Here is a 12,591-nt window from a genome sequence, read left to right on the forward strand (position 1 = left end):
CTCAGGCCCCCTTCACGGGCAGCAGGCGCGGATCGTACGGGTCCAGGCCCACGGCCTCCGTGGGCGGGCCGTAGCCGGCCATCCGCATGACGGCCTGCTCGTCCGCCGGGGATTTCCCGGGCAGCGTGGCGCAGACGGCCTGCAGGATCCGGGCGTGCGGCAGCTGGTCCCTGAGCAGCCCGAAGCGGAGCATCTCCAGGCTCGCCCGGAAGCGCGTCAGCAGCTCGCGGCCGGCCTCGAGGTCCACCAGCGCGGCGTATTCGAGGACCATCGGGAGGTAGTCGGGCAGTTCGCCGTGGGTGTCCACCAGGGTGTCGCTTTGCCGGTAGGTCTTCTTGAAGTTGCCCAGAACTTCGCCGCGGCGCCGGGTGTCCCCGTCAGTCCAGTAGGACAGGTGCAGGGCGTGGCGCTTTCCGAGGTCGAACTCGCGCACGTATTGGGACTGGAGCTGGATCGGCGGCGTGGACTCCAGGTGGTCCAGGACCGCAACGAAGTCCGCCGTGGCGCCGGGGAACTCGGCCAGCGCGGCCCGCATCAGCGGGACCCGGCCGGTCAGTTCCTCGTCAGGGTAGGACAGGCACCAGGCCGCGGCGAGGTAGAGGACCTGCTGGCGGCGGGTCATGGCTGCTCCCCCGCCGGAGGGGATTCCGCGGGGCCCGCCGGTTTCGGCGGCGGCGGTTTCTCCGGAGGCGGTTTTTCCGGAAGTAACGCCTTTTCCGGAAAAAGCCCGGAGGGCGCTCCGGTGCCGTCCCAGTTCAGCAGGTTCACCCTGCCGCGCAGGGTGGTTTCCCCGGGCGCGGAGCCGGAGGTCTGCCGGTCCCGGAGGGCGTTGAAGGTTTCCACCGCCACGGGGACGGGCCGGCCGCTGGCTTCGCCGAAGTGGGCGGTATCCTGCATGCCCGGGCCGCCCTCGAAGTCGAGCGAGCAGCCCATTTCCTCGAGGTCGTGGGCCTGCTCCACGTGGGCCTTCGGGATAACGTAGCGCTCCTCGTATTTCGCGATCGCCATCAGCCGGTACATCTCGTACATGCTCTGGCTGTCCATCCCCACGGCCTCCGGGATGGCGTCGTCCGGGTCGTCGCCGAGGCTGATGCCGCGCATGAAGGAGCGCATGGCGGCGAGCTTCTTCAGCACCGCGGTCACCCGGTCCGCGTCGCCGGCGGTGAAGAGTTCAGCGAGGTATTCCACCGGGATGCGCAGCGCGTCGATGGCGCCGAAAAGGTTGCCGGTGTCCTCGCCGTCGTGGCCCTGGTCGCGCAGCAGGTCCACCACGGGTGAGAGCGGCGGCACGTACCAGACCATCGGCATGGTCCGGTATTCCGGGTGCAGCGGCAGCGCCACCTTGTAGACCTTGGCGAGGGCGTAGACCGGCGAGCGCCCGGCGGCGTCGATCCAGTCTTCGGGGATGCCCTGGGCCCGGGCCTCGGCCTGGACGGCGGGGTCGTTCGGGTCCAGCAGCACGTCCATCTGGGCGTCGTAGAGTTCCCGGGGGTCCGTGACGGAGGCCGCCGCGGTGACGGCGTCGGCGTCGTACAGGAACAGCCCCAGGTACCGCAACCGGCCCACGCAGGTCTCGGAGCAGACTGTCGGGAGCCCCACCTCCACCCGCGGGTAGCAGAAGGTGCACTTCTCGGCCTTGCCGGTCTTGTGGTTGAAGTAGATCTTCTTGTAGGGGCAGCCGGTGACGCACTGGCGCCAGCCGCGGCATTTGTCCTGGTCCACCAGCACAATCCCGTCTTCCACCCGCTTGTAGATCGCGCCGGAGGGGCAGGAGGCCATGCAGGACGGGTTCAGGCAGTGCTCGCAGATCCGCGGCAGGTAGAACATGAAGGTTTGTTCGTACGCGAACTTGATCTTGTCCTCGGATTCCCGCCGGACCTTCTCCACGATCGGGTCCAGGTGGCCGTTCTCGGCGGAGCCGCCGAGGTCATCGTCCCAGTTCGCGGACCAGGTGATCTTGGTGTCCTCCCCGGTGATCAGGGACTTGGGCCGGGCCACCGGGAAGTCGTCGCCCAGCGGCGCGTCAACGAGGGTCTTGTAGTCGTAGGTCCAGGGCTCGTAGTAGTCCTTGAGCTCGGGCTGGACCGGGCTGGCGAAGATCCCGAAGAGCTTCTTGACCCGGCCGCCGGCCTTGAGCACCAGCTTCCCGCGCTTGTTCAGCGCCCAGCCTCCGTGCCACTTCTCCTGGTCCTCGTAGCGGCGCGGATAGCCCTGCCCGGGCCGGGTTTCGACGTTGTTGAACCAGACGTATTCGGTGCCGGCACGGTTGGTCCAGGCCTGCTTGCAGGTTACGGAACAGGTGTGGCAGCCGATGCATTTGTCCAGGTTCATGACCATGCCCATTTGGGCCATGACACGCATCAGTACTGCACCTCCTGGGAACGACGCCGGACGGTGGCCACCATGTCGCGCTGGTTTCCGGTGGGGCCAAGGTAGTTGAACGCGTAGGCGAGCTGGGCGTAGCCGCCGATCAGGTGCGAGGGCTTGACCAGCAGCCGGGTCACGGAGTTGTGGATGCCTCCGCGCCTCCCGGTGGCCTCGGACTTCGGCACGTCGATGGTGCGTTCCTGCGCGTGGTGGACGTAGACCACACCGGCCGGCATCCGGTGGCTGACGATCGCCCGGGCCACCAGGACGCCGTTGATGTTCAGGCACTCCACCCAGTCGTTGTCCTTGACCTCGATGGCCGCCGCGTCGGCGGGGCTCATCCAGACCGTGGGCCCGCCGCGGGAGAGCGAGAGCATCAGCAGGTTGTCCTGGTATTCGGAGTGGATGGACCATTTGGAATGTGGCGTCAGGTAGCGGACCACCACCTCCATGGACCCGTCCTGGCCGAGCCTGGGTTCGCCGAAGAGCCGGTGCATGTCCAGCGGCGGCCGGTAGATCGGCAGCGCCTCGCCGATGTCCCGGATCCAGTCGTGGTCCAGGAAGAAGTGCATCCGGCCGGTCAGGGTGTGGAAGGGCTTGAGCCGCTCGACGTTGATGGTGAAGGGTGCATAGCGCCGGCCGCCAGTCTCGGAGCCGGACCATTCCGGCGAGGTGATCACCGGAACCGGGCCGGCCTGGGTCTGGGCGAAAGTGATGTATTTTTCCTCGGAGCCCTCGGCCAGGTCCGCCAGTTTCCTCCCGGTGCGGATTTCCAGGTCCTTGAAGCCCTGCACGGCCAGCGCCCCGTTGGTGGTGCCGGAGAACGCCAGGATGGCCTCGGCCATCTTCGCGTCCGTATCGATCGCGGGACGGCCGTCCGCGGCGCCGCCAAGCATCACCCCGTTGGAACGGCTGAGCCGGTCCAACGGGCCGGCAAGTTTGTACGTGACGTTCTTGACCGTGAAGCCCAGTTTGTCCGCCAGCGGCCCGACGGCGGCGAGCTTGTCCGCGATGGCGGTGTAGTCCCGCTCGACGACGGAAAAAATGGGCATGTTCTGACCCGGGACCGCCGGGACGGACATGTCCCGCCAGTCCCGCACAATCCCGCCGGGCTGGGCCAACTGGCCGGGCGTGTCGTGCTGCAGCGGCACGCTCACCAGGTCCCGGCGGACGCCGAGGTGGGTTTTGGCCTGCCGGGAGAACTCCTGGGCCAGCAGGTGGAAGGTGTCGAAGTCCGTCTTGGTCTCCCACGGCGGGTCAATCGCGGGGGTGAAGGCATGCACGAACGGATGCATGTCGGTGGAGGACAGGTCGTGTTTTTCGTACCAGGTGGCGGCCGGGAACACGACGTCGGACAGCAGGGTGGTGGAGGTCATCCGGAAGTCCGCGGAAACCAGCAGGTCGAGCTTTCCTTCGGGCGCCTGCTCATGCCATTTCACATCCTTGGGCTTGAGCCCCTCGGCATGGTCCTGGCCCAGGACATTGTTGTGGGTTCCCAGCAGGTTCCGCAGGAAGTACTCGTTGCCCTTGGCCGAGGAGCCGAACAGGTTGGAGCGCCACAGCACGAGGGTCCGAGGCCAGTTTTCCGGGGCGTCCACGTCCTCGATCGCCGGGTTCAGGGTGCGGCTCTTCAGGGCATCGGCGATGTAGCCGGCGGCGTCCGTAGCGGTGCCGGCGGCGACGGCCGCCCCGGCTTCGTCCGCGAGGTCCAGCGGGTTCCGGTCGAACTGCGGGTAAAACGGCATCCAGCCGAGCCGGGCGGACTGGGCGAGGGCATCCGCGGTGTGCATGCCGTCCAGGGCCCCGGTGGAGAGCGGGGACTTCAGCGCATCCGCGGAGTAGCCGTCCTGCCGCCACTGGTCCGTGTGCATGTACCAGTAGCCGGTGCCGATCATGGTCCGCGGCGGCCGGGACCAGTCAAGGGCGTTGGCCAGCGACAGCCAGCCGGTGACCGGCCGGGTCTTTTCCTGGCCGACGTAGTGCGCCCAGCCGCCGCCGTTGCGGCCCATGCAGCCGGTCAGCATCACCAAGGCCAGCACCGCCCGGTAGGTGGTGTCGCCGTGGAACCACTGGCAGATCCCGGCGCCCATGATGATCATGGACCGGCCCTTGGACTGTTCGGCGTTGCGTGCGAATTCGCGGGCCACCCGGATGCAGGCCTGCGCCGGGACGGAGGTGATCTCCTCCTGCCAGGCCGGCGTGTAGGGCGTCGCGGCGTCCTCATAGCCGGCGGCCCACTCCCCCGGGAGCCCGTCGCGGCCGACCCCGTACTGGGCCAGCATGAGGTCGAAGACGGTGGTGACCAGCTGGCCTTCCAGCTCCAGGACGGGAACACCGCGCCGGAGCACACTACCGTCCCCGCCGGCGTCCTCGAAGCACGGCAGCAGGATCTCGGCGCTTTCCGTTGAGACTTCCCGGAGGGACAGCGCCGGTTCGATCGCTTCGAGGTCCAGGTTCCACTTGCCCTCGCCGCTCTCTGAGTAGCGGAAGCCCATCGAGCCATTGGGGACCGCCGGCAGCCCGGTCTTCTTGTCGAACAGGACGGTGCGGAACGCCGCGTCCTCGGTCAGCGACTCGGCGGGAAGGTCCTTGGCGGTGAGGAACTTGGCCGGGGTGAGGGAGCCGTCGTCGCGCCGTTCGAGACGGACCAGGAACGGCAGGTCGGTGTACTGGCGGACGTAGTCGGCGAAGAACGGCACCTCACGGTCGACGAAGAATTCCTTGAGCATGACGTGCCCCATCGCCATGGCCAGCGCGGCGTCGGTTCCGGCCTGTGCGGGGAGCCATTCGTCGGCGAACTTCGTGTTGTCCGCATAGTCCGGGCTGACCGTGACCACCTTGGTGCCGCGGTACCGCACCTCGGCCATCCAGTGCGCGTCCGGGGTGCGGGTGACGGGGACGTTGGATCCCCACATCATCAAATACCGGGCGTCCCACCAGTCCCCCGATTCCGGGACGTCGGTCTGGTCCCCGAACACCTGCGGGCTGGCCACGGGGAGGTCGGCGTACCAGTCGTAGAAGGACGTCATCACCCCGCCGATCAGCTGGATGAAGCGGGTCCCCACGGCGTGCGAGACCATGGACATCGCCGGGATGGGCGAGAAGCCGGCGCAGCGGTCCGGGCCGTAGGCCTTGATGGTGTTCACGTGCGCGGCGGCGGCGATTTCGATCGCCTCCTGCCAGGAGACCCGCACCAGGCCTCCCTTGCCGCGGGCGCGCTGGTAGCGGCGGCGCCGCTCGGGGTCGCCCACGACGTCGGCAAAGGCCAGCACCGGGTCACCCAGCCGGGCCTTGGCCTCGCGGTACATCTCGACGAGGACGCCCCGCGCATACGGAAAACGCACCCGGGTGGGTGAATAGGTGTACCAGGAGAAGGCCGCGCCGCGCGGGCAGCCCCGCGGCTCGTATTCCGGGCTGTCCGGGCCCACGGAGGGGTAGTCGGTCTGCTGGGATTCCCAGGTGATGATGCCGTCCTTGACGTACACCTTCCAGGAGCAGGAGCCGGTGCAGTTCACCCCGTGCGTGGACCGGACCACCTTGTCGTGGCTCCAGCGGTCCCGGTAAAAGATGTCGCCCTTGCGGCCACCCTCGCGGAACACCGCCCTGCCGTCGTCGGTCTGGTCCCATTTCGTAAAGAATCGGCCCAGCTTCAACATTGCATCCGAGGCGGGCCCGTCCAGCCCCGCCGCGTCTCCGGCAGTCATTCCTTCAAGCTAGGGTGCCCCCTCTGGCCGGAACAGGGCCTTAGGACACTGTGGCAGGCCCGGGTCCGGGCGGCCCGGGAGCTGCCCGGCCGGCCCCGCAGTTCAGGGCCAGCCGGCCGGCCCCGCGGGTCGGGGCTCGCGGTTCAGGCGAAGCTCTCCAGCTCGACGCCGGCAGCCTCCAGCGCCGCACGGATCGCTGTCGCCGCGGCAACGGAGCCGGCGGTGTCGCCGTGGAGGCACAGCGATTGCGGCTCGATCCGGAGCACGGTGCCGTCGACGGCCTCGATTTCGCCCTTCGTGGCGAGCCTGACCGCCCGCTCGGCAACCTGTCCGGCGTCGAGCATCATTGCTCCCACCTCGGTGCGCGGCACGAGGGTGCCGTCGGGGAAGTAGGCGCGGTCGGCGAAGGCCTCGGAGAAGACGGGGTGCCCGGCTTCCTTGGCGATTTCCAGCAGGGCTGAGCCGGGGAAGCCGAGGACGGGCAGTCCGGGATCGTAGGCCTGGATGGCGGCGATCACGGCGGAGGCCTGCTCGCCGTCGTGCACGGTGCGGTCGTAGAGCGCCCCGTGCAGCTTGACGTAGTCCACCGAGGCGCCCACGGCATGGGCGACGCCGTCGAGCGCCCCGAGCTGGTAAAGGACCGCGCCGAAGAGATCGTCAAAGGTCATGTCCAGCGAGCGCAGGCCAAAGCCGGCCAGGTCCGGGTAGCCGATGTGGGCACCGACGTTGACGTCGAGCTCGTACGCCGCCCGGCAGGTGTCCAGCATGGTCACGGGGTCCCCGGCGTGCATCCCGCAGGCCACGCTGGCGCTCGTGACCAGCGGAAACATCGCGGCGTCGGCGCCCTTGGTCCAGGTCCCGAAGGACTCCCCCAGGTCAGTGTTCAGATCCAAAACGTGCCGCCGTCCTTCGTTGAAGCCTTCGGGGCGCCGCTGCCCTGAGTGCCGCCGCCCTGGGTGCCGCCGCCCGGCTGCGCGTCCAGGGAAGTTTCGTAGAGCGCGGCCGGCCCGGTGGTTTCCGCAAGGGCCTGCAGTTCTCCCGGAATCGTGTCCGGGATGGGCCCGAATGCTTCCTTGGCGTTCGCGACGACCGCATGGCCCATCACCCGGTTGCCCACGCCGCCTACGACGGCGCCGATACCGAAGGGCAGGGCACGGCCCAGCCAGGCTGTGCCCTGGGTCTTGAGTAGGGAGCGCAGGAACATCGTCTGGATCTTGGCCCGCACTGTACCGAAGCCGGCGAGGGGGACGCGGCGGGTGAAGGCCGCGGTCCAGGCCTGGGTGGGCCCCTTGCCCCGGCCCGCCGCTTGTCCGCTCAGCGAGCTCAGTAGCTGGGTGCCTTCCTCGCCCAGCATGACCGCCATGACCAGGGTGCTGGCTCTGTCCGGGTCCACCATCCGGATGCCGTGCAGTTCAGCAAGGGCCGTGGAATACAGTGCGGTGGCTTCGAGGAACCCGACTGCTGCGGCGGCCGAGAGACCCAGTGCGGCCGCAGTTCCGACGCCCGGAATCACGGCAGCCCCGCCGACCAGCGCACCGCCGCCGGTGACGGCCAGCAGGTAGTCGCGCTCCAGGATGGCGGCGAGCTGCGCCGCGGTGGCCTGCGGGTGCCTGCGCTGAAGCCTGCGGATATTGGCCAGCACCAGCGGCCGCTGGACTTCAACCGCCCGCAGGAGCACCTTGTGCAGGCCGGGCCGGGGCTGGCCTGCCGCGTCGAACATCGCGCTGTGGGCTGTTTCCTGGGCAATCTTCATTGCCGGGTTGCTGCGCTTGGCCATGATCGCCTCTCGTCGGAACCATAAAACTAAGTGCACTTAACACTACACACGGGTAGGCAGGCGGGGTCGCCGCTGCGCCCCGGAGGGGTCCAGCCCGGCCGCGCGGCTGGCTACTAGACTGGGCCCATGCCCGCCCTGCGAGCCCTCCGCCCCTTCGCGCACCGGGAGTACCGCGTGCTGATCACGGCGCTGGCCGTCTCCATCTTCGGTTCCGGGATGTGGGCCGTCGCGATGGTCTACGAGGTGATCCATCTGGGCGGCGGACCGCTGGAGCTTTCGGTCGTGGCCGCGGCGGGCAGCGTCGGGCTGGTGACGTTTCTGCTGGCCGGCGGCATCGCCGCGGACCGCGTGCCCCAGCGGCTCCTGATCATCGCGGTCGAGGGCGCCAACCTCGCCGTCGTTGCCACTGTCAGCGGGCTGGCCCTGGCCGGCTTGCTCGAGCTGTGGCATCTCGCGCTGGGGGCCTTCGTGCTCGGCGTCGGGGCTGCGTTCTTCTTCCCCGCCTACTCCGCCATCCTGCCGCGGATCCTGCCGCCTGAGGACCTGCTGGCGGCCAACGGCCTGGAAGGCACGATGCGGCCGCTGTTGCAGCAGGCCGCCGGACCGGCCGTCGCGGGCATCCTGGTGGCGGCCTTGTCCCCCGCCTACGCCGTCACCGGAGTGGCGGCCTGCCATCTGGTGGCCTTCTGCATCCTGAACCTCCTCCACCGCCAGCCCGCGGCGGGAGTCCCGGTCAGCGGTGGGGCTACCGAATCTGGCCAGCCGCGGGCCAAGACGTCCCTGCGCCACGACCTCCGCGAGGGCGTCAGCTACACCGTCCGGACGCCCTGGCTGCTGTGGACCCTGCTCTGGGCCTGCATTTCGGTGCTGTTCCTGATCGGCCCCATCGAGGTCCTGATCCCCTTCGTGGTCCGGGACCAGCTCGGCGGGGACGCGCGCATGTTCGGCTTCCTGCTCGCCATCATGGGCTTGGGCGGTGCCGCAGCCTCGCTGGCCACGGCTTCTTTTCCCCTCCCGCGCCGCTACCTCACCGTGATGATGGTGTCCTGGGGAGCGGGAAGCCTGCCGATCGCCGCCGTCGGAATCATGGACAGTTTCTGGGCCGTGGCCGCCGCCCTCTTCATCTTCGGCGCCACCGGCGGCGTGGGCATGGTGATCTGGGGAACCTTGCTCCAGCGCCGGGTGCCGCCGCATCTGCTGGGCCGCGTCTCGAGCCTGGACTTCTTTGTATCCCTGGCCCTCATGCCGGTCTCCATGGCACTCGCCGGGCCGGCCGCCGAGGTGCTGCCGGTGTGGCTGATCTTCCTCGTCGCCGGGACCGTGTGCCCGGCGATGGCCGTCGTCGCGATGGTCGTGGCGCGGATGCCGGCCGATGAACTGGCCCACCCCCTCGCCGGCGGTGAGGAACCCGCCGACGGTGAGGAACCCGCCGACGCCCCGGCCTCTGCCGAATCCTCCGGACCAGGGCAGCCCGGCCCAGACCAACGCGGGGTCACCTAGCGCCCATGTCCGGGGGAATCATGGGCGCTAAGTGACCCCGCGTTGTTTCGGCGGCGGTTTAGACTGCGGCGCGCACCACCGGGATCGACGACGTCGGAAGGCCGCTGGGGAAGATGGTCGGTTCCGGGGCGGTGACGGGCGCCAGCGGGACCCGGACCGGGCCGCCGTCGACCGTGAGCAGTTCCCCGCGCACGTCGACCTCCAGCGGCGCGCCGTCGCGGACGGTCAGGCTGATCGAATCCTGCTCGAGCCCGACGTGCAGTAGCCTGCCCTGGATCTTCAGGTGGAACTCGAGGCCGTCCCATTCGGCAGGCAGCCGGGGATCGAAGTACGGCACAGCGCCCTGGTCCCGCAGCCCGGCGAAGCCGCTGACCAGCGAGCTCCACACCCCGCCGGTGGAGGCGATGTGGACGCCGTCGATCGTGTTGCCGTGGGTGTCGTCGAGGTCGATGAACAGGGCGTGGGTGAAGTGGTCTAGCGCGGCCTTGCCATAGCCGACCTCGGCCGCCATGATGCCCTGGACGCAGGCGGACAGCGTGGAGTCGCCCGTGGTGATCGGGTCGTAGAAATCGAAGGCGCGGCGCTTTTCCTCGGCGGTGAAGTCCTGCCACTGAAGGAACATGGCCAGCACGGTGTCGGCCTGCTTAAGGACCTGGTGCCGGTAGATCACCAGCGGGTGGAAGTGCAGCAGGAGCGGGTACTTGGACCGGGGCGTGGTCCAGTCCCACGGTTCCAGGGTCATGAAGTCGTTGTCCTGGGAATGGACCTGGAGGTCCTCGTCGTAGGGCAGCTGCATGCGGTTGGCTGCCTGCTCCCAGAGCTGGCGTTCGGCGTCGTCGATCTCCGGGTGGTCCAGCGCCGCCGCGGCGCGCAGGTTGAAGCGCGCCATGACGTTCGTGTACAGGTTGTCGTTGACGACGGCGGTGTACTCGTCGGGACCCGTGACGCCGTGGATGTGGAACAGTCCGTCCTTGCCGAAGAAGCCGAGTGAGACCCACATCCGTGCAGTCTCGATCAGCAGATCGGAGCCCAGGGTGGCCTGGAACTCGGTGTCCCCGCTGGCCCAGATGTACCGGTTGGTCGCGAAGGCGATCGCGGCGGCGATGTGGAACTGTGCGGTGCCGGCCGCGTAGTAGGCGCTGGCCTCGAGTCCGTTGATGGTGCGCCAGGGGAAGAGGGCGCCGTCGACGCTGAGTTCCTTGGCGCGGATCTTCGCCTCGGGCAGGAGGTCGTGGCGGAATTCCAGGACCTGGCGGGCGTTGCCCGGGTTCGTGTAGGTCAGGTAGGGCAGCAGGTACACCTCCTGGTCCCAGAAGTAGTGGCCGTCGTAGCCGGAGCCGGACACGCCCTTGGCCGGGATGCCGGCCACATCGGCGCAGGCCGTGGCCTGCGCGAGCTGGAAGAGGTTCCAGCGCACGCCCTGCTGGAGCTCGGTCTGGCCCGCAAGGACGATGTCGCTTGTGCTCCAGTAGGCGCGGTAGTGGTCCTCGCTCTCGGCGAAGATCTCGCTGACCGGCTTTAGGCTGGCTTCGGCGTTGTCGGCGAGGTCCTCGGCGGCCTGGCCCACGGCGTAGCTGACGCTCTTCTCCAGCACGAACGGTGCGTCCGCGCTGACGGCGAGCACGTAGCGCACGCTGCTGTCGTCCTGGTCCACCTGGGTGTCGAACGGCTGCACGCCGGCCGAGGTCCAGTGATCCACGGCCATCCCGAGCCGCTGCTTGGATTCCGAGGCTTCCCAGGACAGGCGCAGGGAGCCGTCCCCGCCGTCGAGCCGCAGGGGCAGCAGCACACGGCCGGCGTGGCGGCCGGCGCGGCGCGGATCATGGGCGGAGTGGTCCTCCACCGGCTGGTCCTGGCGGTTGATGACCGAGGACGTGACGTCCGCGGAGATATCCCGGTCGGCCGCCACTTCGAGGCTGATGCCCAGCGCCCCGCGGGTTGCGTAACCGACGGCGCGCCGTTCGGTGGTGGTCACCGTCGCACCGGAACGGCACTGCCAGGTGATCCGGCACTCGTAGATACCCGTGGCGAAATCCACCGAGCGGCGGTAGTCCAGCACGGTGGACTCCTCCAGGCTCAGCGGCTCGCCGTCGATGATGACGGTGAAGTTGTTGGCGTCCGGGACGTAGAGGATCCGCTGGCCGGTGCGGGCGAAGCCGTACGCGTTTTCCGCGTGCTTGATGTCCCAGGTCTCGTGGAAGCCGTTGATGAAGCTGCCCGGAAGTTCGGCGTCCGCGGCACCCCAGTGCGCGCCGCGGATGCCCAGGTGCCCGTTGCCGAGGCTGAACAGGGTCTCCAGGGTGCCGGCATTGCCGGGGAGGTGAACGGTCTCGACCAGCTGCCAGGGATCGTTGGGGAACCGGGCGCGGTCCGAGGTGATGAGAGCCATGGTTTAGGGGGTTCCTTCGGCGGGAGTGGGCAGTGGGCTGGGCGGTGGGGTGAGCGGGCCGGGCTAGAGCAGTTCGGCGAGGTCGTTGACCACGACCGTGGCGCCGGCGTCGAGCAGGGTCTGCCGGCCGGCGCCGCGGTCGACGCCGATCACCGAGCGGAAGTCTCCCGCGCTGCCGGCCTGGACGCCGGAGACGGCGTCCTCCACCACGACGCACTCCTGGCTTGGCAGGCCCAGAAGCCTCGCGGCGTATTCGTAGGTGGCCGGGCTGGGCTTGCCGGGCAGCCCCTCGGCGACGGCGACGACGCCGTCGACCACCACCGGGAAGTAGTCGGACAGGCCGGCAGCCTTCAGCACGGCAGGGGCGTTGCGGGAAGAGGAGACGACGGCGAGCTTGAGTCCGCGGGCCAGCGCGGCCTCAACCAGCCGGACGGAGCCCTCGTACGGCTGGACTCCGCCGGCCTCGACGATGTCGTTGAAGACCTTGTTCTTGCGGTTGCCGAGTCCGTGGACGGTGTCATGCGCGGGCTCGTCGTTCAGCGGGCCCTCGGGCAGCACAATCCCGCGGGAGGCCAGGAAGTCCCGGACGCCGTCAAACCGCGGCTTGCCGTCGATGTGGTCGAAATAGTCGCTCTCACGGTAGGGCTCAGCACCGGGGACCGAGGCCAGGAAGCCGTCAAAGAGCTGCTTCCAGGCGTGCTCGTGCACCACGGCGGTGGGGGTCAGGACGCCGTCGAGGTCAAAAAGGATGGCGGTTGCACCGGAGAGCGCACCGGCGAGGCCGGAGGTGTCGGGAACTACAGTCATGAGTCGAGGTCCTTTCAGACGACGGGCAGGCAAGACGGTTTGGTCAA

Annotated in this window: 8 protein-coding genes; 1 reads left to right on the forward strand and 7 read right to left on the reverse strand. The window is 68.9% G+C overall.

The window, feature by feature from the left end; genetic code table 11:
- Nucleotide 1 precedes the first annotated feature (1 nt).
- The 5 genes from narJ to AC1DKN_RS00470 all read right to left on the reverse strand — a co-directional run bounded on the left by narJ (nucleotide 2) and on the right by AC1DKN_RS00470 (nucleotide 7,848).
- Nucleotides 2-622: a nitrate reductase molybdenum cofactor assembly chaperone gene (narJ, locus tag AC1DKN_RS00450; protein WP_476870174.1), complete on the reverse strand. Its 621-nt coding sequence runs from the start codon at nucleotides 620-622 to the stop codon at nucleotides 2-4.
- On the reverse strand, nucleotides 619-2,361 hold the full coding sequence (narH, locus tag AC1DKN_RS00455; RefSeq protein WP_476870175.1) for a nitrate reductase subunit beta: 1,743 nt from the start codon (nucleotides 2,359-2,361) through the stop codon (nucleotides 619-621). Before narH ends, narJ begins: the two co-directional genes overlap by 4 nt.
- A complete protein-coding gene (locus AC1DKN_RS00460) occupies nucleotides 2,361-6,071 on the reverse strand; it encodes a nitrate reductase subunit alpha (RefSeq protein ID WP_476870176.1) in 3,711 nt (1,236 codons plus the stop codon). Before AC1DKN_RS00460 ends, narH begins: the two co-directional genes overlap by 1 nt.
- A gap of 143 nt (nucleotides 6,072-6,214) precedes the next feature.
- Nucleotides 6,215-6,964 (reverse strand): LamB/YcsF family protein, encoded by a 750-nt coding sequence (locus tag AC1DKN_RS00465; RefSeq protein WP_476859477.1) that lies wholly within the window; start codon nucleotides 6,962-6,964, stop codon nucleotides 6,215-6,217.
- Entirely contained in the window at nucleotides 6,955-7,848 is an 894-nt protein-coding gene (locus tag AC1DKN_RS00470) for a hypothetical protein (RefSeq protein ID WP_476870177.1), read from the reverse strand. Before AC1DKN_RS00470 ends, AC1DKN_RS00465 begins: the two co-directional genes overlap by 10 nt.
- Before the next feature lie 126 nt (nucleotides 7,849-7,974).
- On the opposite strand from AC1DKN_RS00470, the gene AC1DKN_RS00475 reads away from it, so the two are divergent.
- Nucleotides 7,975-9,348: an MFS transporter gene (locus tag AC1DKN_RS00475; protein ID WP_476870178.1), complete on the forward strand. Its 1,374-nt coding sequence runs from the start codon at nucleotides 7,975-7,977 to the stop codon at nucleotides 9,346-9,348.
- Nucleotides 9,349-9,406: 58 nt separating this feature from the next.
- On the opposite strand, the gene AC1DKN_RS00480 is transcribed toward AC1DKN_RS00475, so the two are convergent.
- Both AC1DKN_RS00480 and AC1DKN_RS00485 read right to left on the reverse strand, forming a co-directional pair.
- A complete protein-coding gene (locus AC1DKN_RS00480) occupies nucleotides 9,407-11,737 on the reverse strand; it encodes a glycoside hydrolase family 65 protein (protein ID WP_476870179.1) in 2,331 nt (776 codons plus the stop codon).
- 63 nt (nucleotides 11,738-11,800) lie between these two features.
- The gene (locus tag AC1DKN_RS00485; protein ID WP_476870180.1) at nucleotides 11,801-12,544 is read right to left on the reverse strand and encodes an HAD family hydrolase; all 744 of its coding nucleotides are present in this window, start codon (nucleotides 12,542-12,544) and stop codon (nucleotides 11,801-11,803) included.
- Between the last annotated feature and the right edge of the window lie 47 nt (nucleotides 12,545-12,591).

The organism is Arthrobacter sp. 01N444 (genome assembly GCF_056399305.1).

Excerpts from the sequence above, each read along its gene's own strand:
- narJ (WP_476870174.1), bottom strand. The coding sequence starts at position 622 with ATGACCCGCCGCCAGCAGGTCCTCTACCTCGCCGCGGCCTGGTGCCTG.
- narH (WP_476870175.1), bottom strand. The coding sequence starts at position 2,361 with ATGCGTGTCATGGCCCAAATGGGCATGGTCATGAACCTGGACAAATGC.
- AC1DKN_RS00460 (WP_476870176.1), bottom strand. The coding sequence starts at position 6,071 with ATGACTGCCGGAGACGCGGCGGGGCTGGACGGGCCCGCCTCGGATGCA.
- AC1DKN_RS00470 (WP_476870177.1), bottom strand. The coding sequence starts at position 7,848 with ATGGCCAAGCGCAGCAACCCGGCAATGAAGATTGCCCAGGAAACAGCC.
- AC1DKN_RS00475 (WP_476870178.1), top strand. The coding sequence starts at position 7,975 with ATGCCCGCCCTGCGAGCCCTCCGCCCCTTCGCGCACCGGGAGTACCGC.
- AC1DKN_RS00480 (WP_476870179.1), bottom strand. The coding sequence starts at position 11,737 with ATGGCTCTCATCACCTCGGACCGCGCCCGGTTCCCCAACGATCCCTGG.
- AC1DKN_RS00485 (WP_476870180.1), bottom strand. The coding sequence starts at position 12,544 with ATGACTGTAGTTCCCGACACCTCCGGCCTCGCCGGTGCGCTCTCCGGT.